The organism is Kitasatospora sp. NEAU-69 (genome assembly GCF_057158765.1).
The window spans coordinates 25845-51055 of record NZ_JBWXUE010000044.1 but is presented as its reverse complement, the minus strand read 5'-3'; the positions used below and the strand labels follow the sequence as shown (position 1 = coordinate 51055).

Sequence of the window (25211 nt, the reverse complement as noted above, 5' to 3'; positions counted from 1 at the left end):
GCCTCGCTGGCTGGCGACGGCGATGAAGAAGTCCGCCGGAGCCGTCGTGGGGCTGATGGCGTCCGGTCCGCTGCTCCTGGCGGTTCCGATCCTGGCTCTCTCGGCCGGGAGTGCCTCGGCCTCGTGCCCAGCTAGCGGTGCGCAGGTCGTGGATTCCGTTGCCGTCGTCGGCCAGGTGACGGCGATTCCGGCTGGCGGCTCGGCGGGCGCGGTCTCCGTCGCGGGTCTGGATGCCCCGGCCGAGCAGGTGCCCAACGCCAGGACGATCCAGGCGACCGGCATGGCGATGCATATCCCGGCCCGAGGGCAGATCGTGGCCCTGGCGACCGCGCTGCAGGAGAGCGGCCTGCGGAACCTGACCTACGGCGACCGGGACAGTCTGGGGCTGTTCCAGCAGCGGCCGTCGCAGGGCTGGGGTACCGCGACCGAGATCCTCGATCCGGTGCACGCGAGCACAGCGTTCTACTCGGCGCTGCAGCAGGTGCCGGGTTGGCAGTCGATGACCGTGACGCAGGCGGCCCAGGCCGTGCAGAAGTCGGGTCTGCCAGATGCCTATGCGAAGTGGGAGCCGTTGGCGACCGCGTTGCAGAAGGCGATCGAGCCGCTGCTGGTGAAGGCTGGTGCCAGCGCGTCGCCGTCCGGGTTCGGCACCTCGAGCAGTCAGGCGCTGGGTACCGATGCCGGCTGTACGACCGGTGGTGACGGCACGGGCTTCGATACCATCCCGCCGGGCTCGGTGCCGGCCGGGTACACGATCCCTGCCGGTGCGCCGCCGCAGGTGCAGATGGCGATCCGCTGGGCCATGGGTCAGCTCGGCACCCAGTACCAGTGGGGCGGCTCCTGCACGGACTCCCACGGTGCGGACCCGATGGCGCGCTGCGACTGCTCCTCGCTGATGGAGATGGCCTACGAGGCGGCCGGGGTGTCACTGACGCGAACCACGTTCACCCAGGTCGCGGAGGGCAAGTCAGTGGCGGTCGACGCCCTGCAGCCGGGTGACCTCGTCTTCACGGCGGGCAGCGACGGCAGTGCCGCGAACCCGGGCCATGTGGGCATGTTCATGGGTTCCGGGTTGATCATCAACGCCCCGCACACAGGCGCGGTCGTCTCCATCGACACGCTCGCCTCCTGGCAGTCGCAGATCGTCGCTGCCCGCCGAGTCGTCTGACCGGCGCTTCTCCCTCCCCCCTCGCTTCTCCCGGCGCACTTTTGCGCGCCCATAATCGAACTGGAGTTCTCTGTGTACCTTGCCGACAAGGCCGTTCAGCTCGCCTACGACCCGGGGATCAGCCCGAACGAGGGCGGCCTGCCGGGGCTCAGCGTGCTGAAGGAGGTGATGGGCTCGATCAACCTGTTCGGGATCGTCGCCGTGGTCGGCGCGCTGGCGGTCAGCGCCGGTGTGTGGGCCTGGGGCCATCACTCGGGCGGCCACCAGGCCGAGGCCAACGGCAAGAAGGGCGTGCTCGTCAGTGCCGCTGCCGCGCTGGTGTTGGGCGCCTGCAACGGGATCGTCGCGTTCTTCAGCACGCTCGGGACGCAGATCCACTGATGCCTACCCGAAACCACAACCCTGGCGGCGCATCTCCCGTACGCCGCCGGGCACTGCTCGGCACCGCCGTCCTAGTGGTGCTCGTCGCCCTCGCCAGCCTGGCCGCCTACCTCACCCGCGACGGCAGGACCGCCGCCAAGCCTCGTGTCTCGCAGTCGAGTTCGGCCGCTCCCTCCGCTCTTCCCCTCTCTCCTGCCGCACCTTCCTCGGCCCCGCTGCCAGGGGGCCACGGCGCACTGCCCGTTCCGCCGTCGATGCACGATCCGATCGCCTTCGGGAAGGCGGCGGCCGTGGCACTGTGGTCCTACGACACCCGCGCCTACTCCCAGCCCGAGCTGCTGAGCGCCCTGCACGGGTGGCTGACCACCGAGTCCAAGTACGCCGACGCGGCCTCGGTCGACGCCGGCGTCCCCTCACCCGCGCTGTGGCAGGAGATGGCGGCCAACGGGCAGTTCGCCACCGCCACCGTCGCCGAGGCGCACTTCCCGGACTCGTTCACCCGGGCTCTGCAGGCGGATCCCGGTGCGCTGACCACCGCGTACGTCTACGCCGTCACGGTCTCCGGGAAGCAGTCGATCGCGTGGAACGGCGCGCCCGCCGGCGGCGCGGAGGACCGCGTCACCACCTTGGCGGTCCAGTGCCGACCGGTCCTGCCCTGCGCTCTGGTCGGTGTCCTGCCGGCTGTCGCGCCCTGATGATCCCCGTCCGAGAAAGGAGGTTTGCTCATGGGAGTCTGCGACCTTCCGCTGATGTCCCCCGTGTGCGCCGCGGTCGACTTCGCCAACAATCCGGCGGGCGCCATGACCGACGGCATCGGCGCATGGATCGCCAAGTCCGCGGGTGAACTTGCCGCCAGCGCGGCCGACCTCGCCGCCGAGGCCGTCAACGCCACCACTGCCATCGACCTCAACGCCTCGTGGTTCCGCACCGACTACGAACTGCTGCTGCCGATTGGTCTGGCGATCATCGTCGGCACGTTCTGCATCCAGCTGACGCTCGCCGCCTGGCGACGCGATGAACGCGCCCTGGCGCAGGCCGCGATCGGCACCATGACCGGTGTGCTCTTCTCCTTCTGCGCCCTCGCCTTCACCTCGGTGGCCGTCACCGTGGTCGACGCCCTGTCGGACGGACTGTTTCAGGCGGCCAACTCGAGCGTGGACGACGCGATCCGGCGCGTGATCAAGGTCAACGAGCTGGGCGCGATGTACGGCCTGGGCTGGGGCGTACCGTCACTGATCGCCCTGGGCTGTGCGATCGGCGCGTTCATGTACTGGGGTGTGATGGTCGCCCGGAAGGTCGGTGTGCTGATCCTGGTCGCTCTTGCCGTCTTCGCCGGCAGCGGTGGTGGCTGGGAGGTGGCCAAGCGCTGGCGGCGCGGCTGGACCGAGGCCACCGCCACGCTGGTGGTCAGCAAACTGCTGATGACGGTGGTGTTCCTGATCGGCGTCTCCGCGATGGGCAAGTCGGACGCCCACGACGGCCTGTCGGCCCTCTCGGACGCGATGGCCGGCCTGGTCGTCATGGTCATGGTGCTGCTCTGCCCTTACGCGACCTACAAGTTCGTCCACTGGGCGACCGACAACGGCGGTCACGACGACCTGCACCGAACCGGCGTCGCCGGTGTGGCGGTCGCCGCAGGAGCTGCGAAGACCGCGGCGAGCCTGGGGATGCAGGCGGGCACCGGCGCTCCGGTGCCGCAGGGCCCGAGCCAGGTTCCCGGCGCAGGCGCCGATGGCGTCGCCTCCGGGATCGACCCGACCGGGCGCATCTCCAAGGAGGGCATCGACGCCGGACCGCCTCAGATGCCATCGACGTTCCGGTTCGGCGAGGACCCGGGTGCGGGCGGCGACCGTGGACGGGCGCTGGTGACTCGGCCGGGAATCCCGGCTCTGATCTCCCGGCCGACCCCCGGCGGAGGCAGTGACCGGCCGCAGGGTGGAGGCGAGGCTCAGGAGGCATCGGCCGCGCCGAGCACCCAGGGTGCCCACTCCGCCGGTCAGGTAGCCCCGTCCGGAACGGGCACACCCCTGGCCGCTCCTCCCGCGAGCGGGCGGGCGAGCAGCCCGGCACCGCCTGCTCCGCCGGTCGGTGGGCCGGCGCCAGCTGGTGAGGCCGCGCCGAATCCGGTCCGCTGGGTCTTCCCGAACCAGCCTCCCGCGTCCGGATCCTGACCAGCCCCCACCCCTGGGGCGGGCCGCAGCCCGCTGCCCGCCCCAGGCCCCACCCACCCACCGCTGAGGGAGTCCAGCCATGAAGTCCAGAAGAGCGCCGCGCCCCCGCCCGCCGCCCGCACGCTCACCCCTCTGGATCACCCGATGACCTCCGCCTCGAATCCCGATGCCACCCCTGCGTCGGTCAAGTTCCCCCACCGCAGTCGCCGAGGTGTGCTGCTCGGCCTGAGTGCCTCGCAGCTGATCACCGTCTCGGTCACCGGCCTTCTGCTGCTGGCCGTCCTCACCACGCGCGGCGTCGTGGGCGCCCTCCAGCTCCTGCCGCTGTGGGGCGCCACCGCCGCGATCGTCTTCATCCGCTACCGGGGCCGGTCCCTGGCGGACTGGGCACCGATCGCGACCCGGTATGCGCTTCGCCACTTCCGGGGCCAGTTGGTCTGGCTCGTCCGCCCCTCGACGCGACCGGTGCGCGAGGGCCTGCTGCACCTGCCCGGCAGCGCCGCCAGCCTGCGCGTCGTCACAGCGCCGGATCGCCGCTACGGCGCCGTCCACGACCCGCACGCCGGCACTCTGACCGCCATCGTTAAGGTCAGCAGCCGCGCGTACGCCCTGCTCGACCCCGGCACCCAGAACGACAATGTCGCCGGTTGGGGGCGCTCACTGGCGGCCTTGGCCCGCACCGGGCACGTCGCTCGGATCCAGGTCGTCGAGCGGACCGTGCCGGACAGCGGCGACGCACTCCGCCGCTACTGGGAAGAGCACGGCAAGCCGGACGCCCCGCTCGCGGGCGCGCTGTACGGCGAGCTGATCCGCAACGCCGGCCCGGCGGCCGCCCCGCACGAGGCATACGTCGCCATCGCGCTGGACTTCAAGGCCGCCCGGCGCCTGATCAACCAGGCCGGCGGTGGCTTGATAGGCGGCTTCGCGGTCCTCGCGCAGCTGACCAGCGCGTTCGAGCAGTCCGCCCGCACCGCCGGCCTCAATCCGAACGGCTGGCTGTCCGCCACCGAGATCGCGGCCGTCGCCCGCACCGCCTACGATCCCAAGTCCCGTGCCGCGCTGGACCGCTGGTCCCAGGACGGGCGCCCTGGCGCCGATCCGGCCGCCGCCGGCCCAGTGGTAGTGGTCGAGCGAGCCGACCACATCAGCACCGACTCCGCCCACCACTGCACCTACTGGGTGGAGAACTGGCCCAGGACGGAGACGAATCCGGGCTTCCTGCACCAGATGCTCTTCGCCTCCGGCGTGCGCCGCAGCGTCTCCCTGTCCTACGAGCCGAAGAGCCTGGACTCCGCGATGCGCGACGTGCAGCGCAAGAAGGCGTCGGTGATCGCGGATTCGGCCGAGCGCGCCCGCAAGGGCCAGGTCTCCAACGAGGCGGACTCGGTGGAGTACCAGGACATCCAGAACCGCGAACGCCAGCTGATCGCCGGACACGCCGACGTCGCCCTCACCGGCCTGGTCACGGTCTCGGCCGACACCGAGGAGGAACTGCGCTCCGCGTGCGCGGTGATGGAGACCGCCGCCGTCGGCGCCCAGCTCGACCTGCGCCCGCTCACCTGGCAGCAGGCCGAGAGCTTCACCGCCTCCGCCCTGCCCTTCGCCCTCGCGGCCTGACGCCGGCCCATCCCTCTCCCGCCTCCGAAAGGGCACCCACATGCCGGCCACCACCGCCACCGCGCAGGACTTCGTCCCGTACGCGACCGCCGCACTCGACTTCCACCGCGCCCTGAACATCCCCGCAGGGCCGCTCGTCACCTCCCGCGCCGAGCTCGACTCCCTGCACTCCCATCTCGTCTCGCTGCACGGCCTCCTCGACGCCCACACCCAGCGCACCTCGCCGCTGCTGCCGGGCGAAGGCGATCACCTGAAGGCCGCGCGAACCCGCCTGTGGCAGGCCGCCGACCACCTGCACACGGCCTACCACTGCGCTCCCCGGCCTGGCAGCGGCGAGGTCCCCGACGATGACTCCTGCCGGGCCCGCCTACCCGAGGGCGCACCCGAGCTGACCATCTGCCGCCGCCACCAAGAGGCCACCCAGCTGGTCCGCCGCCGCACCACCCCCGCCGAGCTCAACTCCCCGTTCACCGGCCTCATCCGCCACTGACCCCGGAATCCGTGATCATGCCCAGGAACCGCGTCACCGCCTCCCCGCTCTTCGTCCCCCGCAAAACCTCACGCACCCAACAGCGCGCCGCCAGGGCCGAGTTCGCCCAGGCCAGGACCAAGGCCCGCGATGCCCGGACGCCCGAGAAGCGCCAAGAGCAGGACGGCGCCGACCCCGAGCACCAGGCCACCTACCCGCCGTCCGGGCGGCCCGGCCCCGCCTCCGCCCGAGGCAGCAGGCTCCGCCTGCCCAAGCACCGCATGACCACCGCCGTCGCCGGCGGGGCCTACCCCTTCCTGGCCGAGGCCGGGCTCGGCGCCGAGGGGATGTTCATCGGCCGGGACCTGCACGCCGAGGGCTCGTTCTGCTTCGACCCGTTCACCCTCTACAACTCCGGCCGCATAGAGGGGTTCACCAACCCCAACGTCGCGCTGTGCGGCGTGATCGGCATGGGCAAATCCGCGCTCGCCAAGAGCATCGCCACCCGGGCCATCGCCCACGGCTACCGGATCTACATCCCGTCGGACCCGAAGGGCGAGTGGAGCCCTCTCGCCGAAGCCCTCGGCGGCCAGACCATCGCCCTGGGCCCTGGGCTCCCAGGGAAGTTGAACCCGCTGGACGCCCCCGAGCGGCCCGCCGGGGTGAGCGAGGAGGACTGGGTCGCCGAGGTCCGCAAGCGCCGGCTCCTGCTGCTGGCGAGCCTGGCGAGCACCGTACTCAAGCGGGACCTGCTACCCATGGAGCACACCGGCCTCGACGTCGCCCTGGACCTCGTCGTCGCCCAGGCCCACGCCGCCGGCACGGTGCCGCTGCTCGGCGACATCGCCCACGTCCTGGGCCGTCCCGATCGCCTGGACGCAGCCCTCGGCGAGCAGGCCAGCAAGATCGGCCACGCTGCCGACGACCTCGCCCACGCCCTGCGCCGGCTCGTCCACGGCGACCTGTGCGGCATGTTCGACGCGCCCTCCACGGTCCACTTCGACGCGAGCGCGCCGATGCTCTCCATCGACCTGTCCCGGCTCGGCAGCACCGGCGACGACACCGCCCTGGTCCTCGCGATGACCTGCGCCTCGGCATGGATGGAGTCCGCGCTCACCGACCCGTCGGGTGGACGGAGGTGGGTGATCTACGACGAGGCGTGGCGAATCATGCGGCACGTCGCGCTCCTCGAACGCATGCAGCAGCAGTGGAAGTTGAGCCGTGGTTTGGGCATCGCCAACCTGCTGATCCTGCACCGCCTCACCGACCTGCTGTCCGCAGGAGACGCGGGAACGCGCGGACGCGTCCTCGCCGAGGGCCTCCTCGCCGACTGCAGCACCCGCATCATCTACCGCCAGGAACCCGACCAGATCGCGCTCTCGATGTCCCTGCTCGGCCTGACCGGCGTTCAGGCCCAAGCCATCGCCGCCCTCCCCCGGGGCCGGGGCCTCTGGCTGGTCGCCGGCCTGAGCTTCATCGTGCAGCACCTCCTCCACCCCAGGGAGCGGGCCCTGTACGACACCGACTTCCGCATGGCCTCGTAACCGAACCACGCGCTCCCGGTATCCGCCAGCTATCACCCCTTCCGGTCTGACCAAACCGGCGCTTCCCCGGATCCCTTGCGATCCCGCCGGCCACCAGCCACGCACCGCCTCGAAAGGCCCTCCTGTGGAAACCCCGTCCATTCGCATCTCCCGACAGCCCGGCTTCGGCGTGACCGCCGAAGGCCCCGGTGACGGGCTGAGCGACCGACTCCTCCAACGAGCCGGGTTCCATCCGGTCTCCGCTCCTGACTCGTCCCGGTGGCATACCCCCGATGGGCTGGCCAGGGTCGAGGAGATGGAGATCGCGAGTGCCGCGTACGACATGCTCACCGCTGCCCGGTACGAGGTCACCATCGCACCGGAGTTGCGCGCCCGCCCCGCAGCGTCGGCCCGGGGGGTTAAGGCCATGGCCGACGAGATCATCGACGCGGACAACATGGGCACGGTGACAGCGCTGCTGTCCACGATGTCCGACGTCAACGACGGCACGCTGCTCGAGATCGCTCGGGCGCTCAGCGACGCCGCTCACTGGACCGCGACGAGGCCGGCGTACACCGACCGGAATCACCTCGCGTTCACGCTGACGCAGGCCCGCCGGGCGATCGAGTCAGCCCAGGAGTACCTGGAGGAAGCCGTCGAAGCCATGGAGCTCGTGCCGCAACAGATGCGCGGGCTCCGTACGGCCAAGGCCGATTCCACCGCATCGGTCGAGCCGCGGGTTGCGGCGGCCCGCGCCCGCTCCACAGTCGCATCGTCCCCCAGCGAGGTCGCAGCTGCACCGCCGCCGGCCACACCACCCTCCACCCCGCAGCAGCGTTCGCGCTGACCCGCGCTACCACCGGATCCCGGCTCGGCCAAACCGGCGGATCTCCGGATTCTCGATACCCACACGCCCCACCAGCTCCCGGCTGCCGCCGGGCCTGACTACCTGGAGGAGACGGTGCGCCCCAGCCAGGTCTCCGTTCTGTTCACCGAAACCGACGCGGGCGTCAACGCCTACGTCTGCGGGCCATTCACCCCACCGAAGGCCCGCCAGAACACCAGCGACCAGTCCTATGCCGACATCACCGCCGCGCTGGAGCAACGGGGGCTCGACTGCGCGCTCGACTTCGGCCTCAGCGACTACATCGTCAACGCCGAGCTACCCGACGGCAGTCATCTGACCATCGCACCGCCACCGGATCCGGGCAGCGACTACCCGGACGGATCGCCGCCCAGCTGGGTGGTGACCCACTCCGAGCCCAACGACGCCTCGCGGTACGAAGTCGTCTACGACAGCGAGCCCACCGGGCTCCAAGCGTCCCACGGCGGAAGCGTCCCGGCCCTGCTGGCTGGCCTCGACGGCTACCTGGATCAGCTCGGTGTGCCGTCACGGCAGCAGTGCCTGGCCGTCCAGGAACGGGCTGATTCGCTGCTGCACCGCGCGGGGTTCGTCCCCGTGCACGTCGGCGAGAGCTACCACCGGCTGCCCGTAGCCATGACCGATCCCGCCGAGCAGCGAGAGGCCGTCGGCCGGGCACTTCGCCTGCTGAAGGCCGAAGGGTTCGGGTACACCTACCCCGCGAGCCTGGACACCTCCAATCGGCCCGCCCTCACGGCCAGGACCCATCCGTTCAGCTCCTCCCTCGCCCAGTTGAGCGACGCCATCGCGCAGGCGGGACACACCCGCGAGGTGGTGGAGGCGCTCAGCGAGCTGACCGCCCCGGGCGACGGCATCCTCGACCAGGTGGTCAGCGTCCTCGACCAGACCGCCGCGTGGTGGGAGGGCCTGGGAGGGAGCGCAGATCCGCACTACGCGGCCCGGCTTCGCCACATCGCGCAGATGGCGGACGTGTACGTGCGGGAGGTTCGCGCGTTGCGCGGTGACCTGGCCGACCGCCACACCACGCACCCCTCCCTCGGCCGCCCTGACCTGGTGCAGGCGGCAACGCCCGTGGAGGCGCGGGTGGCGGCAGCCCGCGCCACTTCACCGGCAGCCGCCCGCACCGCCGGCCAACTCGCGATGCCCCGGATCCCAGCGCCCGCAGTCCCAGCCGCCGGGGTATCCGACGCGCGCATCGCCTTCGCCCGCCCCCGATGACCCCACCACCCATGGAGATCAACGTGTCCCCCGCTGTCCCCGAACGCGACGACGCCGACGTCAAGATCTGGCGTGGCGCCGACGACGAGGTCCTCGCCTCGCATCCGCGGCTACCCGTGTCCGTCGGCCGGCTGGTCCTCGGCGGCCTGTACTTCCGCCCCCTGCCCCACCAGGCGGACCGCTACGCACTCGACTACCCGCAGCACGACGGGCCGCAACGCGCCGCCCACGCGGTCCGGATCCTGCGCGGCATGGGCTACCGGGTGAGCACGGACGCCGCGTTCGAGCCTGCGCCGGGCTCCACGGCAAGCCTTCGGGGCGAGCCTGATGTCGTTTTCGCGGACCATCCACGGTTGGGGATCATCACCGCTGTCACATCCGACAACCCGGCCATCGCGTCCGCCTACCTCGACCTGGAAGGCTGGCAGCTCCACCAGGGCCTCGGCGTCTACCTCTCGCCGACGGCCGACCGCCGCCAGTCCGTCAGCGACCTGGTCAGCGCCACGATCGCGCTTCAGGTCAACGCCTTCCAGGTCAAGATCACGCCCTCACTGGCCCAGTCCGCTCTAGCGGTCCGCCCGGCAACCGCCACACCCGGCCCGGACCTACTCGAGCCGGCCTCGGTGCCGCTCTTCGCCACAGTGCGCACCGTCCGCGACGGCCGACCAGGCACGGGTGAGACCGGGACCGCCAGGCCCCCGATCGCAGCCGCGCCTTCCGCCCAGCCCACGCGTTCGCGCTGATCACACCCCGCTCGACCCGAACGGATCCGCCATGCCCACATCCGAGCACCACCAGCTCTTCGACATCGCGTTCAGCCGCCACCCCGACCACGGCATCATCGCCATCCGCTCAGCAGAGATCCCCACCAGCGACTGGATGCTCAGGCGCGGCGGCTTCCGGCAACTGGCCGACCAGCCCAACGTCTACGCCCTCGTCAACCCCGACGTCGAGGGCGCGGACCGCGCCCGGACGGCAGTCACGGCGCTGCGCCGCTCCGGCTTCCGCGTAGACAGTGGCGCGGAGTTCGAGCCCGCCCTGGACCCTCCGGCCCGCGAACGGAATCGACCCCGCCCTGTGGAGCCGGATATCGCGTTCGCCGAACACCCCCAGCTCGGCGTCGTCGCTGCCACCGCCTCCACCAGGAACGCGGTCGACCGGGGCCGGCCAATCCTCCAAGCACACGGCTGGAGGTTCGATCACCAGCTGGACATCTACACCCTGCCTGCCAGCGTCGACCGGGACGAAGCACTCAACCGGCTTACGCAGGCCACCACCGCCATACACCGCGCCGGCGACCTCCAGGTGGCCGTACATCCACAGCTCGCCGCCGCTGTGACCTCCCGCCGTTCACCGGCGCCCGCACCCGGGGCGCAATTCGACAGGGCCCAGGACGTCAGCACGCGCATGCTCCCCCGCACCGCTGCGGCACTCGCCACCAGCCCGGCCCGCACGAGCCTACCGACCCAGGCCCCGGCCGCCGGATCCCCGGCGGCCCGCCCTGTGGATCCCCGCATCGCATTCTCCCGCTCCCGCTGACACCCAACTCCCTTAAGGAGCAGCTCCCATGGCCGTGAAGAAGGTCTGGATGATCACCCACTCCTGCGGGCACGAGGCCGAGCGTGACCTCGGCAACCGTCCCGCCGACCGCCGCGCGGGCTTCGCCGAGTGGCTCGGCAAGCAGGAATGCACCGACTGCTGGCAGGCCGCCAAGAACGGCAACGAACAGGACCAGGGCGCCTGGCTGGAGGCCAAGCGCGCCGCCGAGCAGGCGGAGTCCAACGCCTGGTCCGCGCAGTACCGGATGCCTCCCCTGGAAGGAAGCGAACGCGGTATCCCGTGGGGCGTGCGGTGCCGCCACCAGCTCCTCGGCGCCGCCTACACCAGCCTGGTCCTCGAAGGCGATCTGTCCGAGGCCGAATGGCAGGAGCTCGAGGAAGCGGCCAAGACCGTGACTCGCGCCGGGTGGTGGATCGACCAGCGCACCTCGGAGCCCGGTGACCTGCCCGAGTTGCTGCAGGCAGCCACCAGCGCGGACCGCCCGACAGAGAATCCCTTCGTCTGATGACCGTTCTGGTGGCCTGCCCCGCCACGGCAGGGCACCAGGTCCGGCCCACCTTCCGTGCGACGAGGACTTCGCGCATGGTCTTGGGCTGAGCGCTCGGGGCTGACGCCCGCGCAGCACGGCAGGGTCCGTCAGCGGTTCCTCTATCAGCGATCTCCGGCCCGGCCAAGCTGCGGAATCTGCGGATCCTTTCCTCTGCCCGCCCGCCCGCCGGGCGCGCGGTCCATCGGCCTGAGAGGGGATTTCGTGATCGCCCACCTGCAGCGCGCCGCCACCACGGCCGCGCTGATTCCCGCCCTCTACGGGCCGGATGATCCCCGCTACCGTCTGCGGCCCCGGCTCATCGCAGCCGAATACCGCGGCGCCGACGCCCAACTGCCGCTCTTCGGTGACCCGCAGGAGGTCCTCAGTGGCGGCGTGCTGGATGACCCGGCCGCACGGCTCGGTGCCCGCGCCCCCGAGCAGCCGGTGTGGATGTGCTCGGTGCGCTCCGACCCCCGCCGGCCGGACCTGACCGACGCCCAATGGGCCGACGTCGCCCGGCGCCTGGTCTCCGCCACCGAGCTCGCCCCCGACGGCGATCCGGACGGCTGCCGGTGGGTCGCGATCCGCAACCTCGACCGTTCGGTGCACATCGTGGCCACCGTCGTCCGCGAGGACGGCTACCTGCACCGCTCCTACCGCGACGCCTTCCACCTGCAGACCGAATGCGACCGCATCGCCACCGAGCTCGGCCACCGAACCCAGTCCGTGCGTTCCGTCACCACCGCGAAGGAGTACCGGATGCCCGCCCCGGTCATCACCATCACCATCGAGCCGAGCGGCAGCGTCGCCGCCAAGGGCGCCAGCGACGACCTGTCCGCCTCCCTGCTCAAGCACGCCGGATTCAAGCAGATCGAGGACTGGCACGGCCGACGCCATCGACTGCCCACCACCACCGCCCGGGCAGACCGGGCCTCCATCGCCACGCACGCCGCCGAGATGCTGCGCGCCGCCCGCTACAACGTCGCCCTCGACCCGGCCCTGGACAGCGACCGGCTGACCACGCCCACCGACCCGCTCGGTCTCAAGGTGGCCGGCCGCCAGGTCCTGGAGCTGACGGACCGAATCCGCGGCGCTGCCACTGGCGCCGAGGCCGCTGCCGCTCTCGACCAGCTTCTCGACCCCGACGACGGCGTGCTCACCCGTGCCCGGGAAGCGCTGGAAGCAGCGGCCGAGCAGGTCACCGACCTGGACCCTGACGAGTACGAACTCTCAGACCGGTTCTCCTCAGCGGCCGAGTGGATCGGCAACGCCGAGGCCGAGGTCGTCGACGCCGTCGGCGACCTCCAAGCGCTCGGCACCCCACCCGACCTACGAGACGACAACCGCCAAGCCCTGCCCGCCGGCAACCTCACCACGGCCACCGCCAGCGCGGCCCTGGCCACCTCACCCGCCGTGCTCCGCGCATCGGCCGCTCTCGGCAAGGCCACCGCCACCACCACTCCCATGCATCCTGTGCTGCCACCGGTTGGCCGCTCACGGGCACGGTGAACCGGGCCTCTGCCTACGAGCCGCAGCCGCCCGCTCTCAACTCGAGATGCTCACCCCCAGCACGCCACCCAGCGCCCGACTGCTTCCCGCAGCGTGCCTGCGACATCAGCCGAGGCCCCCTGCACCAACGGCGCCGCCCACCGGCCGCGCCCGCTGAATGCCAAGAGAGCTACTCAACTCCCTTTCCCGCCAGGTCCAGAAGGAGCGAGTCCATGATCCCTTCGAGAGTCGAGCGCGCCCCGCCCCCACCCGCTCGCACCCACCAGGAACCGCCTTGCCCTCCCCGCGCACCAGCGCGCCGTCGACCACCACCGGCTCCGACGCGCTCCTCTACCTCCTGTTCGGCGTCCTCGGCGCCGCCCTCGCCTTCGGCTCCCTCGCCTGGTTGGCCGGCAGCGTCACCAACTACTTCTTCGGACGCGGACCGTGGGGCCCGTTCCGCGCCACCGACGCGCTGCTGCACCCTGACGCGCTGTGGCCGCACCTGAGCACCACCGCGCTGCTCGTCGGCGCCCGCCTCGTCCCCGGCGTGCTCACCCTCGCTCTGATCACCACCGCCCTGATCCTGTGGCTGCGCAGGCACGGCGGTGCGAAGACCGGCCTCGCCCGCAAGGCCGATCTAGCCCCGCTGCTGGACAAGGAAGTCACCGAGAAGGCACGCAGCCTGCGCCCGAGCCTGAACGGCCGGGAGTGTAAAAGACGTCGCACCGAGCGACCGGGGCATCCTGGTCGGCACGCTCTCGCCCGGCAACGCCGAGGTGCGCGCCTCCTGGGAGGACGTCCTCGTCGCCATCATGGCGCCGCGCAGCGGCAAGACGTCCGGGCTGGCGATCCCGGCGATCCTCGCAGCCCCCGGCCCGGTGTTGCTGACGTCGAACAAGGCGGCGAACGACGCCTACACCACGACCGTCGACGCACGCGCCAAGGTGGGCACCGTCTGGACGCTCGACCCGCAGCAGATCGCCCACCACCCGCGCGAGATGTGGTGGGACATCCTCGCCGACGCCCGCGACCTCGCCGGCGCCAAGCGGCTCGCCAGGCACTTCGTCACCGCCTCCGTGGACGAGTCCAGCGGCAGCGACTTCTGGAGCACCGCTGCGAGCAACACGCTCGGCGCACTGTTCCTGGCCGCCTCCAGCCACCAGCGCCCGATCACCGACGTGCTGGCCTGGCTCGCCTCCCCGGCCGACCGAACCCCCGTTGACCTGCTGTCCGATGCCGGCCACCACGCCGTCGCCGCCCAGCTCCAGGGCACCGTCAGCGGCGCCACCGAGACCAGGGACGGCATCTACGAGACCGCACGCCAGTACGCGAGTTGCCTGCTGGATCCCGACATCGCTGCTTGGGTCACCCCGACACTCGGCCTGGCGGAGTTCAAGCCGTTCGACTTCGCGACCTCGCGCGACACCCTGTACCTGCTCAGCAAGGACGGCGGCGGCAGCGCGTCGGCGATCATCGCAGCGGCGGCCGATGCGGTGATGCGCGCGGCCGTCATCGTCGCCGAGCGCGCCGGCGGCCGACTCGACCCACCCGCGCTGTGCGTCCTCGACGAGGCCGCCAACGTGTGCAAAATCAGCGACCTCCCCGACCTGTACTCGCACCTGGGCAGCCGCGGCGTCATCCCGATGACCATCCTGCAGTCCTACCGGCAGGGCCAGCGCTGCTGGGGGCGAGGCTGGCATGGACGCCCTCTGGTCCGCAGCGACCGTCAAGATCGTCGGCAGCGGCATCGACGACGCCGACTGGGCCGACAAGCTCTCCCGGCAGATCGGCGAGCACGACGTACAGACCACCTCCGTCTCCACCTCCGACGGCGGCAAGTCCACCAGCGTCTCCATGCGCACCGAGCGGATCCTGCCGCCGGACCAGATCCGCGCACTGCCCAAGGGCAAGGTGCTGCTGTTCGCCACCGGCATGCGGGTGGCGATGCTCGACCTCAAGCCCTGGTACAAGGAACCCTCCGCCAAGGAGATCGGCCCAGCCTCCGCTCGCGCTACCAAGGCGATCACCGAGCGCGCTCTCGCCAAGGCCGTTGACCGCGACGACTTCGGGCTGGCGTCGTGAGCGTCCGGAACACCCCGGCCACCAATCGCGTCGCCGCGCTTCGCGAGCAGGCCCAGCAGCTCGGCGACTCGACCGCCGGCTTGTCCGACCTGGAACTCATGCTCTCCCTTCTACGAGCCAAGAAAGACGCCCCCGCCCGGCTCGGCGCTGCCCCCCCAGGTGATCACTCCGGCGATCCTCAGCGCACCCTTCAGCAACCATCTGTCACCGAAGGATGACGCTCACGCCCCGTTCCTCGCAGATACTCAGGAGCAGGTCGAACAGCAAGATGTCACCATCGCCGCTGGGCACGCGCTCTGCCAATCGCGCCCTCGCCTCGGCCGAGGAGTCCCAGTTCAGGACGAACGGAGTGGTGGCACCCCACCCACCAAACAAACAGTCGTCCAGAGCGTCAAGGTTCCAGCCGAAGTACCCGCCAGGCCCGTTGATGGCCTCACCGATCGCGCAGTAGAAGGTGTCCCTGTCAACGATGTGCCGTCCGTCCAGAGTGAACACCCTGTCCGCAGGAGCGTCGGGCCGTCCTCGCCGGTGGTACTCCCGTGACCACAACGCCACCGAAAGCCACGCTCGTCGGTCCTCGGGGCCGAGTTCGTGCCACAGGCCGGTGCGGTTCAGGTGACCCGTTCGGATCAGCTCCCACCATCGCTCCGCTCCGGCCAGCGCGTTCTCGCACCACAGCGTCACCGTGAGGTCGATGAGGCCGGTGCCGCGATCGGAAGGCTTGGCATCTACGACGGTGACGTCGTTGACGAAGTAGGACCCCATGGTGGCGCCGTCGCCGTCGAGGAGGTCGAACGACGCGTTCCCCGCCAAGGCACGACGAGTGCCGACGTGGTCAACGCTCTTCAGTAGGCCGCCCTGCGGCAGACAACCAGCAAGGTGCACGCGACGTGCGCCCCCCGCATCCGGCAACGGTGTGAACAGGCCCTTGGCGTCGTAGGCGAAACCCCAGAAGTCGCCTCTGACTTCGTCAGAGGTCAGCGCGTACTTCTGGCCCTGGCTGACCCGCCCTGATGTTCCCATCGCGCTCCCCATAAGAGCGCTGATCTTACCGACCCTCCACGGCTTGCCGGACGGTTGCCGTGGGCGACGTCCCCACCGCATCTCATCCATCTTGGAGGCCCCTTGAGGCGTCACAACACCGCCTTCACTCGTGAGACTGAAGTGCAGGGAAGCACGGGTCAGTACAAGATCAAGCCGATCAAGGAGACGGTCCGCGACCTGCTCGGCTACCCGCACCCGCTGTGCATCCCGACCGGCGTGTTCGTCGAGCGGTGGATCGGCATCAGCACGGACGAGTTCCACCGGGCGAAGGACGCTGACGTCGCCTACATGAAGAATCGCTTCCCCTTGATCGAGCAGGGCTTCTCCCGCGCGGACTGCCTGCGACTGCTGCGCTCGCGCGGCCTCGGATCGACCCCGAAGAGCAGCTGTCTGGGGTGCCCGTACCACGGCAACGCCCAGTGGCGGCAGCTGCGGGACGACAGCCCGCAGGAGTGGCGCGACGTCGTCGCCTTCGACGCCGCGATCCGCGCGGGCAACGCGCGGGCCACGGCGGAAGGCACACCGCTGCTCGGCCAGGCGTATCTGCACCGCAGCCGCCGCCCGCTCGACGAGGCGCCGATCAACCGGGTCACCGCGCACGAGTGGTCCGGCCGCCAGGGCGACATCTTCGACGCCATCGCTGACGCCGAGTTGGAGAACGGGGAGGGGAGGTGGACGGCTGCTCCCCGTGGGCCTGCCGCTCCGGCGCACCCGCCACGGCCGATTTCGCCCTCGCTGCCTGAAACCCACTGCCACGTAGAGGAGCTACCCATGTCCGAGCACACCTCTCGGGTGCCGAGCTCCGAGCAGCTTGGCGGCTCCCCGGTCGTGCGCCGGGGCGGTCAGTGGTGGCTGGCCACAGGTGCCGGCTCGATCCTGGCCACCGACCCGACATTCACCGGCAAGCTCGACCGTTTCGCCGCCGCGATGGCCGCCGCCGACCACGAGGTCGCCCGGCTGCAGACCGAGCGCGCAGCCACGAGGGAGCGGTGATGGACCCACTGCTCAGGGGCGAGCAGGCCGTACTGGGCGCGGTCCTCCTGGACCCGGCCCAGCTGGAGGCACTGTCGTGGCTGGCGCCCGGCGACTTCTACCGGCCGGCCCACCGGGCCCTGTTCGCCGCGATGCGCACCGTGTGCGCCAACGGGCGGCCCGCCGTAGACGCCGAGGGCAAGTTGCCGCTGTCCTGGGTGACCGACACCGTCGCCGAGGCCGGCCGCCACGTGCGCGGGCTCACCGTCTCGTACGCACACACCCTGATCGCCGCCTGCCCCCGCCCCCAGCACGCACCGGTCTACGGACGGATGGTGCTCGAAGGCTCCATCCACCGGACCGTGACCGAGCACGCCGTCCGCCTGCAACACGCCACCCGAACCGACACCGAGCAGCAGCACGTCGAGGGCGTTCTGCACCACGCCGACGTCCTGGCGGACGTGCTCGGCGACCTGGCCCGCCGCTGGGGCACCGAACTCCGCCCGGTACCCCGGCCCAGCCCGCTCCCGGCTGCGGCACCAACCCCCGTCAGGCCCGAGCGGACCGAGGACGAGCGGTTCCTCCTGGCCGTCCTCATCGACCAGCCCGCGGCGATGGAGGAGGTCTACGGCTGGCTGCGGCCCCAGGACTTCGCCGACGCCGGCCACAGCCAGCTGTACCACTGTCTGGGCGCCCTGCACCACCGGGGCGAGCCGATCGACCAGGTGACCGCCCTGTGGGAGGCTCAGCGTCGCGGCCTGCTGGCCGACGGCACGCTGACGCAGGACCAGCTCGACAGCCTCTTCGGTGGACCGGGTGTCGGCTCCGCCGAGTGGCTGGGCGACCAGATCATCCGATCCGCTGTCGTTCGCAAAGCCGCCTGGGCGGCCACGTCGATCAAGGCCCTCGCCGAGGACGAGACCCTGGCACCCGGCCGCCTGATCGGCCAGGCCCTGCACGCCCTCGGCCCGCTGGACGAGGTTCGAACCCGATGGCGCACCGCCGCACTCCCAACCCCGACCCAGCCCCAGAGCGATCCCGCAGCCCGGGTCGACGCCGCGCTCTCACGCAGCACACCCCGGCCCGGCCCACCGACCACGACACCCACCCGCGCCGACCCGCCAGCCGGTGCAGCCCCGATCAACCCCGCCCCCCTAACCAACCGCCGCCATCCCGTTCGGAGCACCCCGTGAACACACCCGTCCAGGAGTCGCCCGTCCTCCGCAGCGGCTCAGAGACGACGGCCGTGGTCGCTCAGGTGGAGACCGGTGGCCCGCTGCCGCAGCGCGTCGACGGCCCGGTTGCGCTGGTGCGGCCGGGTCCGCGCGACCAGTGCTGCCAACGCTGTGTCGGCGCGCCTCGACCGGATGTGCTGGTAGTCGTCGCAGAAGCGCTGCCAGTTCGCGCAGGCCGCCTCCAGGAGGCCGGCGTCCAACTGGAGTTCGGCGAGCATTGCCGTGGTGATCGCGCGGGTGCGGCGCTCGGCCGGCGGGCGGCGGCGGATCGAACTCCGCAGGTTCCTGATCGCGGCCTCGCGGTCGCCGAACCGCAGGTCGATCACGGCACGCTGGAGCGCGTACGAGGCGAGTTGGTGGGCACCGCTCGCGGAGCCACCGCCGTCGGCACGCTGCAGGTGGCGTTCCGTCGCTGCCAACTGCTCGGCCGCGCCAGGGGCGTCACCGGTGTAGGCGCGGGCCACCGCCAACTGCCCGCACAGCGCGGCACGGGCCACCGGACCGGTCACACCGGAGAGGTCGGACACGGCGGCCTCGGCCAGCTCCAGCGCCTGCCGGTGGTGGCCCAGGCGGCGCGCCTGGACCGAGAGGGCCCGGAGGGCGAGCGCGTAGTCGGTCGCGCTGCCCGCCCCGGCCGCCAGCCGTAGCGCGACCAGGTAGTAACTCTGCGCCCGCCCGTGCAGGTTGTCGTCGAAGCAGGTGAACCCGCACAGGCAGCTCAAGCGCGCCGCCACGGCGAGCAGGTCGCTGCGCACCGCCGGCCCCGCGCCGGCCCGCAGCCAGACCGCCACGCTGCTCGCCAGGTAGCCGGCCAGTGCGGGGCGCGCGTAGCCGCCGCCACGACTCGCGTCGGCATCGCAGAAAAGTCCCAGCATCGACTGCGCGGCTGCGACCTCGACCGTCCCGACGCGCGTCGCCGCCCGTGCGCCCGGGGACGGCGGCAGGAGTTCCGCGAGCTGCTGCCGGCCGGGCACCGTCAACGCCGCGAGGCGGTAGACACGGTGCGCGGCCCGCCGCCCCGACGGCGCCCGGCCGCCGGCCAGTTCCATCAGGTCGCCGGCCACGTCCGTCTCCCACCACGGGGAGGCGCCCGAGGACGCCGCGGGGCCGGTGCGGCAGAGCCCGGTCTCGGCCACGGTGACCCGGCGGCCGAGGTGGCGGGCGAAGGCTTCGGCCACCAGAGTGCCGACCGGATCCCGTGGCCGTGTCCCCGTCAGCCAGTGCGCGACCGCGGCACGCTGGTACCGCAGCGACAGCCCGGTTTCGGCGCCGACGGTGTTCACCGCGCGAGCCAGCTCCTGATACGTCCACTCCGCCTCGACCAGCAGACCGCGCAGCAGGGGGTTCGGGATTCCGGCCTTCGGCATGTCCTTCTCCCCGGAGCGCGCCGACGGTGAAACACGGCGCGGGATGAAACACCCCTGCCGGTACCGGCCTCTGGGCGGACCGGCCGCCGAGGGTGCCTACTCATCATGTCGGGCACCGCAGGGGCGCGGGAAGGCGCGAGAAGGCGCGCGGCACTCGGGGGCGCCGGAAGAGGCGCACGCCTCGGGGAAGGCGGCAGGGGAAGGTGGCAATGGAGATCGATGGAGAATTCGACGTCGTCGTGGTCGGCTCCGGGCCGGCCGGTGCGACCACCGCCCGCACGTGCGCCGGCGGGGGCCTGCGCACCCTGCTGGTGGACCGGAAGCAGGAGCTCGGCTCGCCGATCCAGTGCTCAGGCGCCGTCAGTTCGAAGGCCCTGCGGGGCGCCGGCATCGCCGTCGACGAGGAGTTCCTGTCCGCGTCCATCCACGGATTCGCCATCTTCGACGGTGCGGGGGCGGAGTCCCTGGTCGATCTCGGCCGGGTGCACCCGGAGCCGACCGGATACGTCGTCGACCGGCGCAGGTTCGACCGTCACCTGATGCGGATGGCGCAGCAGGCCGGGGCGCAGACCTGGCTGAAGGCCGAGGCGATCGGCCACGAGCCCCGCGGCGACGGCACCACCGTGCTGCGCGTGCGGCAGTTCGGGACCGTCCGCGCGGTCCGCACCCGGGTCGTCGTCGGGGCCGACGGCCTGCAGTCGCAGGTGGGGCGCTGGGCCGGCCTGACCACCCGGATCAGGCTGCCGGAGCTCGCCTCGTGCCTGCAGTACGTCGTCGACGGCGTCGAGACCCGGGGGCTGCTGGAGGTGGTCACCGGCTCCGCCTGGGCACCGGGCGCCTACGCGTGGCTGTTCCCGAAGGCCAACGGTCAGGCGGAGGTGGGACTGGGGGTGAGCCGGACGATGACCGGCCTCGACGCCCGGCACCACCTCGAGCGGCTGCTGCGCGATTCGTTCCTCCGGGACAGGTTCGCCGGGCTGCGCATTCTCGAGGTCCAGGGCGGGGGCGTGCCGCTGACCTCGCCACTGCGCCGCCAGTACGCCGACCACGTCCTGCTGGTCGGCGACGCCGCACGGCACGTCAACCCGATCACCGGGGGCGGGATCCACACCGCCCTTCGGGGCGGGGTCCTGGCCGGAGAATTCCTCTGCGAGGCCCTGGCGACCGGGGCGCCGCCGACCGCGGAGCTCCTGCGCGGCTACCAGGAGCGCTGGGCGGACGACTTCGGCGGCGCGCTCCGGCAACTCTGCACGCTCAGGTCCTCGATCTACCGCATGTCCGACGTCGACCAGCAGGACCGGAAACTCCACCGGGTTTTCGTGGACTACTTCCGGCCGGGTTCTCCGTACCGGTACGTCTGAGGAGTGAAACCGTGGCAAAGCCTTCCATCGTGTTCGAGGTCGACTGGAACTCCTGCATCCAATGCGGCGCCTGCGTGGCCGTCTGCCCGCTCCCCGGATTCACCAGCCCGTTCGATACCATCGCCACCCATCAGCCGTGCGAGGTCTCGTGCATGGCGTGCGAACGCATCTGCCCGGTGACGGCGATCAGTTCCACGGCAGCGGGCAGCGAAGTCTAGAGCGCCGTCACCGTCATGGTCTCCAGGAAGCCGCCCAACACCGCGTCCGCGCGACCGGCGGTCCGGCGGTCGCCGCCGACCGCCCAGCGCGTGTAGGTCAGTGCCGCTGTGCCCTCCTGGCGGTAGACGCTGCGCTTGACCAGGCGGAATCTGCGGCTGACGGGGGTCCAGCCGAGCAGTCGTGCCGCCTCCCGCAGGGGTGAGCCGGGCTTCGGCGGGTCGGTGGACGCCAGGCCTGCGGTGCCCAGGCTCTGGACGAGACCGCCGGCGGACGCATTGGAGAGGCGGATCGGCTCCCCCGTCCTCGGGAGCACCGTCGCCTGAACGGTGCTCCGCCCCGGGTGCGCCACCGCCATCCAGACCCAGGCCCGCACCGCCTCGGCGATCGGGTACGTTCCCCAGTTGTGGTCCAGATAGGCTGCCGCGGCGCGCAGGCACACCGTCCGTCCGCCCCACCGGACGTAGCCGGTCGCCCTGCCGAACGGCATCGTCACGCACCAGTTCGCCATGCGTCCCGAGCCGGGGTCGGTGCACAGCACCCATGACGGCGGTCCCCAGGGCGAGGACTCGGGGCTGACAGCGAGTCCGATCTCCAGGTCGCCGCCATGGACCGTGATCCGGTAGGAGTCGGCCTCCTGGACGACCATCCCGTCGGCGTGGAGCCGCCCGCACCTCTGCACGGTGGAGAGCGGCAGCCGCCACAAGGCCGGCGCCGCCGATCCGTCCCGACCCGGATCGGTGGCGGAGACCGAGAGGTACGGGGTCGAGCCGCCCGCGCTGTCGGTCCGGTGGACGGTCACGGTGAGCAGCAGCTCCCGGTCGACGATCTGGATGTACCACCACTCGAAGGTCCCGTTCACGCCTGCGACCAGGTGTTCAGGTGCAGGACGTCGGCCAGCGGCACCCGCCGGGCGGGCCTGAAGTCGTCCCCCAGGTAGTAGGCGGTAGGGATGAGCGCCCCCTGGCGGATGTCGTCGGGCAGGCCGAGCAGTTCGGCGATCTCCCTCTCGTGGACCAGGTGCAGGGTGGTCCAGGCGGTGCCGAGGCCGCGGCTGCGGGCCGCGAGCATGTAGCTCCACACCGCCGGCAGCAGTGATCCCCAGAGCGCCGCCTGGTTCCCGGCCGGCAGCCGGCCGCCGGGCACCCGCAGGCAGGGCAGGAGCAGCACGGGCACCCGGCCGAGGTGCTCCGCGAGGTGGACGACGCTGTCGACGAGGCGGGCCCGGGCTCCGGCCGGCAGGCCGCTCATCCTGGCCATCCGTGAGCCGACGGTGTCCGGCCGGTACCTGTCGTGGAACGCGCGGCGGTAGTACTCGCCGATCTTCTCGCGGATCCCGGGGTCGGTGACCACGATCCAGTGCCAGTCCTGGTGGTTCCCACCGCTGGGCGCCTGGACCGCGATCCGGATGCACTCCGTGACGAGCTCGACCGGCACGGGCCGGTCGAGGTCGAGCCGCCTGCGGACGGTGCGGGTGGTGGTCAGCAGTTGGTCGGGCGTCAGCGGGGCCCGCTCGGCGCCTCCGACGGGATCGTCGCTCATGGTGTGCCCTTCGGCCGTGCGTCATGGAGGTACGGCGTCACGATCAGCTCGTCCGGATGCAGCGTCATGCCCGGCACGGCGGCGGCCTGCCGCGGTGTGCTCGGCACCAGCCGCCAGCGCCCCGCGACGGCCGTCAGCACCGTCGCGAGTTCCCGCCAGGCGTAGGCCTCGCCGATGCATCCGCGCGGGCCGGTCGCGAACGGCAGGTAGGCGCAGGGCGGCAGGTTCCGCATGCCCGGCTCCAGCCACCGGTCAGGGTCGAACCGCAGCGGATCGCGGTAGAGGTCCGGCCTCCGGTGAAGGGTGTACGGACTGATGTGGACGATCGTTCCCCGAGCCACCCGACGGTCCCCCAGCACCGTCTCGGTCCGTGCCTGGCGCGCGAAGATCCACACCGGCGGGTACAGCCGCAGGACTTCCATCAGCAGGCGGTCGACGTATCCGAAGCCTTCAGCACCGGTCTCGCCTGCCGCCGCGTGCACGCGGTCCGCGAGGTCCGGCTGGTGGGCCAGCTGGTGGCAGGCCCAGGACAGAGTGGTCGCGTTGGTCACGCTGGAGGTGAGCAGGAACAGCAGGAGCTCGTCGACGAGGTCGTCACCACTCAGCCCGGACGGCTCGCGCGCGGTGGCCGTGCGCAGCACGCCGACGATGCTGTCCGGCTCGCCCCGGTCGTCGAGCCCGTCGAGGGCCTGCCGGATCGCCTCCTTGAGCATCGCGATCAGCGGTGACCAGGGACCAGCCCGACGGTCCAGCTCCTCCGTCGCCCCCGCGATCGGGTACTCCATCGCCTGCTTGACCAGCAGCGGAAGGTTCTCCTTGAGTGCCACCGGCGCCACCCGGTCGAGGTCGTCGAAGAGTGTCGCCATGGCGATCCGGACCGCCACCCGGGACATCTCCTCGACGATGTCGAGCCGACGGCCGGGCTGCCACGCCGCCGCGGCGTCCCTGGCCAGCTGCCGCATGACCACCGCGTGGACCTCCACCTGCCCCTTGCGGAAGTGCGGTGCGTGCAGGCGCCGGTAGTGGAGGTGCACGTCGTCGTCGGTGGACAGGATTCCGTTCGCACTGACCAGGGCCCCCTTCCTGGCGCCTTCGACCTTGCCGAAATCGCGGTGGCGGACGACGAGGATCTCGTTGATCAGGTGCGGTTCGTTGACGAGCAGTCCCTCCTTTCCCGCCAACACGACCTCGGCGACGTCGCGGCCGCCTTCGACGCACCTGGCGAGGTGCTCGGGAGTCGGCACGTGCGCCCGGCCCGGGCCGGGCGTGACGCCGTCGGAGCTGTTGCCACACATGGGTCAGTGACCTCCGTCCAGTGGTCGGTAGCGAGGGCTCCGGGCGATCCAGGCAAGGTTTCCCGCCACGATGCCGTCGACCCCGTCGAGAAAGCTCCGCATCTGCGCCAGGCCGCCCTGTCGGGCGAGCCGCCCCTCGAAGCCGCTCCGGAAGCCGGCCAGCGCTTCTCGCAGGTCCGCGGACCTGCCCCCGATCGCACGGACGACGACCGCCAGCGCGGCGCAGTCGCTCAGGCTCCGGTCCTCCTCGCGCAGGACGGAGATGATGTTGTCGACCTCACCGGCGCGGGCTTCCCGCCGGTAGGAGAAGACGTCGTTGGTCCAGCCTGCGATGTCAGCGGCGCAGCACAGCACTTCGTTCAGCTCCGCCGTGTCGAACACCCAGTCCGGCAGGTCGGCGCCCAGGCCGAACTCGATGAAGCAGAGGCACAGGAACATCCCGCTCGCCCGGCGCCTCAGCTCGATGAACTCCTCCAGCCCCGGCGGCCGACCGACCGAGCGATGACCGCGTTCGACGTCGAACGCCGACAGGCATCCGTCGAGGCTCTGCCGGAACCGCCTCACCCAGCCCGGCCGGGCCAGTGGCAGCGTCCTGACGCACAGGTGCTCGAACACCTCGCTGAGGGTCCGGTGCTCGCCGCCCGGCAGGCTCCGCCCGCTGCGCGAGCCGAAGGCCAGCAGGCCGTCCGCGGTGTAGGCGAAGACGTCCTGCCCGCTGCTGAGGAAGTCGTCCATCCAGAAGAACCAGACACCCCACTCGGCCAGGATCGGCAGCAGGTCCGGCCGGGCGTCCGGATACGTCCACCGGGCCGCCGATCCGTAGAGGTGGGCCGTTTCGCGGTTCGCGGAGCTCGGACCGACCGGGAGGTGTTCCTGCGCCCAACCAGCGACCACCCGCTCGAGGTGGGGTGAGCTCGCACTGCGGCGTGCCGGAATCCGCGTGCGGTCCGCGATCAGGGCGACGAGGTCATCCATCGCGGGCCAGCTCGACGGCACGGTGCGCGGTTCCGTTCGGGCCGTCCTGAAGTGGTCAGTTGCAGTCGCCATGGTGCTCTCCCTCCAGCCGTCGCCGGCGAGCCGATCGGGC

At 71.6% G+C, this 25211-nt stretch carries 23 protein-coding genes and 1 pseudogene; 18 read left to right on the top strand and 6 right to left on the bottom strand.

Features of this window, described 5'->3' with window-relative positions; translation table 11 throughout:
- Positions 1 to 22: 22 nt before the first annotated feature.
- The 14 genes and pseudogenes from AC060L_RS33520 (at position 23) to AC060L_RS33455 (ending at position 15092) form a co-directional block, all read left to right on the top strand.
- The gene (locus AC060L_RS33520) at positions 23 to 1168 is read left to right on the top strand and encodes a C40 family peptidase (RefSeq protein WP_483802757.1); all 1146 of its coding nucleotides are present in this window, start codon (positions 23 to 25) and stop codon (positions 1166 to 1168) included.
- Between the two features lie 72 nt (positions 1169 to 1240).
- Positions 1241 to 1549, top strand: coding sequence for a DUF6112 family protein (locus AC060L_RS33515; protein ID WP_483802756.1), 309 nt, complete (start codon positions 1241 to 1243; stop codon positions 1547 to 1549).
- Positions 1549 to 2244: a hypothetical protein gene (locus AC060L_RS33510; protein ID WP_483802755.1), complete on the top strand. Its 696-nt coding sequence runs from the start codon at positions 1549 to 1551 to the stop codon at positions 2242 to 2244. The genes AC060L_RS33515 and AC060L_RS33510 overlap by 1 nt, the downstream gene beginning before the upstream one ends.
- Positions 2245 to 2274: 30 nt before the next feature.
- Positions 2275 to 3720: an SCO6881 family protein gene (locus tag AC060L_RS33505; RefSeq protein ID WP_483802754.1), complete on the top strand. Its 1446-nt coding sequence runs from the start codon at positions 2275 to 2277 to the stop codon at positions 3718 to 3720.
- A gap of 144 nt (positions 3721 to 3864) precedes the next feature.
- The gene (locus AC060L_RS33500) at positions 3865 to 5337 is read left to right on the top strand and encodes an SCO6880 family protein (RefSeq protein WP_483802753.1); all 1473 of its coding nucleotides are present in this window, start codon (positions 3865 to 3867) and stop codon (positions 5335 to 5337) included.
- 40 nt (positions 5338 to 5377) lie between these two features.
- Positions 5378 to 5827 carry a DUF6238 family protein gene (locus AC060L_RS33495; RefSeq protein WP_483802752.1) on the top strand — a complete coding sequence of 150 codons (450 nt, stop codon included), beginning with the start codon at positions 5378 to 5380 and terminating at the stop codon, positions 5825 to 5827.
- A gap of 17 nt (positions 5828 to 5844) precedes the next feature.
- Positions 5845 to 7350: an ATP-binding protein gene (locus AC060L_RS33490; protein WP_483802751.1), complete on the top strand. Its 1506-nt coding sequence runs from the start codon at positions 5845 to 5847 to the stop codon at positions 7348 to 7350.
- Positions 7351 to 7645: 295 nt separating this feature from the next.
- On the top strand, positions 7646 to 8176 hold the full coding sequence (locus AC060L_RS33485; protein WP_483802750.1) for a hypothetical protein: 531 nt from the start codon (positions 7646 to 7648) through the stop codon (positions 8174 to 8176).
- A 114-nt stretch (positions 8177 to 8290) separates the two neighbouring features.
- Positions 8291 to 9430, top strand: a complete 1140-nt coding sequence (locus AC060L_RS33480; RefSeq protein ID WP_483802749.1) for a hypothetical protein — start codon at positions 8291 to 8293, stop codon at positions 9428 to 9430.
- An 11-nt stretch (positions 9431 to 9441) separates the two neighbouring features.
- Positions 9442 to 10173 carry a hypothetical protein gene (locus AC060L_RS33475; protein WP_483802748.1) on the top strand — a complete coding sequence of 244 codons (732 nt, stop codon included), beginning with the start codon at positions 9442 to 9444 and terminating at the stop codon, positions 10171 to 10173.
- 31 nt (positions 10174 to 10204) lie between these two features.
- Complete coding sequence (locus AC060L_RS33470) at positions 10205 to 10969, top strand: hypothetical protein (protein ID WP_483802747.1); 765 nt, start codon at positions 10205 to 10207, stop codon at positions 10967 to 10969.
- Positions 10970 to 10997: 28 nt separating this feature from the next.
- Complete coding sequence (locus AC060L_RS33465) at positions 10998 to 11495, top strand: hypothetical protein (protein ID WP_483802746.1); 498 nt, start codon at positions 10998 to 11000, stop codon at positions 11493 to 11495.
- Between the two features lie 246 nt (positions 11496 to 11741).
- Entirely contained in the window at positions 11742 to 13028 is a 1287-nt protein-coding gene (locus AC060L_RS33460; RefSeq protein WP_483802745.1) for a hypothetical protein, read from the top strand.
- Positions 13029 to 13302: 274 nt separating this feature from the next.
- A pseudogene (locus tag AC060L_RS33455) lies at positions 13303 to 15092 on the top strand (type IV secretory system conjugative DNA transfer family protein).
- Positions 15093 to 15296: 204 nt separating this feature from the next.
- On the opposite strand, the gene AC060L_RS33450 reads toward AC060L_RS33455, so the two are convergent.
- Positions 15297 to 16205 (bottom strand): barstar family protein, encoded by a 909-nt coding sequence (locus AC060L_RS33450; RefSeq protein ID WP_483802744.1) that lies wholly within the window; start codon positions 16203 to 16205, stop codon positions 15297 to 15299.
- Positions 16206 to 16256: 51 nt separating this feature from the next.
- On the opposite strand from AC060L_RS33450, the gene AC060L_RS33445 reads away from it, so the two are divergent.
- Positions 16257 to 17129, top strand: coding sequence for a hypothetical protein (locus AC060L_RS33445; RefSeq protein ID WP_483802743.1), 873 nt, complete (start codon positions 16257 to 16259; stop codon positions 17127 to 17129).
- The gene (locus AC060L_RS33440) at positions 17129 to 18301 is read left to right on the top strand and encodes a DnaB-like helicase N-terminal domain-containing protein (RefSeq protein WP_483802742.1); all 1173 of its coding nucleotides are present in this window, start codon (positions 17129 to 17131) and stop codon (positions 18299 to 18301) included. Before AC060L_RS33445 ends, AC060L_RS33440 begins: the two co-directional genes overlap by 1 nt.
- A gap of 38 nt (positions 18302 to 18339) precedes the next feature.
- Here the strand turns inward: AC060L_RS33440 and AC060L_RS33435 are convergent, their stop codons facing one another.
- Positions 18340 to 19710 carry an NsdA family TPR-like regulatory protein gene (locus AC060L_RS33435; RefSeq protein WP_483802741.1) on the bottom strand — a complete coding sequence of 457 codons (1371 nt, stop codon included), beginning with the start codon at positions 19708 to 19710 and terminating at the stop codon, positions 18340 to 18342.
- A 209-nt stretch (positions 19711 to 19919) separates the two neighbouring features.
- On the opposite strand from AC060L_RS33435, the gene AC060L_RS33430 reads away from it, so the two are divergent.
- Both AC060L_RS33430 and AC060L_RS33425 read left to right on the top strand, forming a co-directional pair.
- Positions 19920 to 21071, top strand: a complete 1152-nt coding sequence (locus tag AC060L_RS33430) for a geranylgeranyl reductase family protein (RefSeq protein WP_483802740.1) — start codon at positions 19920 to 19922, stop codon at positions 21069 to 21071.
- 11 nt (positions 21072 to 21082) lie between these two features.
- The gene (locus tag AC060L_RS33425; RefSeq protein ID WP_483802739.1) at positions 21083 to 21289 is read left to right on the top strand and encodes a 4Fe-4S binding protein; all 207 of its coding nucleotides are present in this window, start codon (positions 21083 to 21085) and stop codon (positions 21287 to 21289) included.
- On the opposite strand, the gene AC060L_RS33420 is transcribed toward AC060L_RS33425, so the two are convergent.
- The 4 genes from AC060L_RS33420 to AC060L_RS33405 are packed head-to-tail and all read right to left on the bottom strand — an operon-like array spanning position 21286 to position 25171.
- Entirely contained in the window at positions 21286 to 22149 is an 864-nt protein-coding gene (locus tag AC060L_RS33420; protein ID WP_483802738.1) for a hypothetical protein, read from the bottom strand. The genes AC060L_RS33425 and AC060L_RS33420 overlap by 4 nt on opposite strands.
- The gene (locus AC060L_RS33415) at positions 22146 to 22829 is read right to left on the bottom strand and encodes a nitroreductase family protein (protein WP_483802737.1); all 684 of its coding nucleotides are present in this window, start codon (positions 22827 to 22829) and stop codon (positions 22146 to 22148) included. The genes AC060L_RS33420 and AC060L_RS33415 overlap by 4 nt, the downstream gene beginning before the upstream one ends.
- A complete protein-coding gene (locus AC060L_RS33410) occupies positions 22826 to 24124 on the bottom strand; it encodes a cytochrome P450 (protein WP_483802736.1) in 1299 nt (432 codons plus the stop codon). Before AC060L_RS33410 ends, AC060L_RS33415 begins: the two co-directional genes overlap by 4 nt.
- Positions 24125 to 24127: 3 nt before the next feature.
- On the bottom strand, positions 24128 to 25171 hold the full coding sequence (locus tag AC060L_RS33405; protein ID WP_483802735.1) for a terpene synthase family protein: 1044 nt from the start codon (positions 25169 to 25171) through the stop codon (positions 24128 to 24130).
- Positions 25172 to 25211 lie beyond the last annotated feature (40 nt).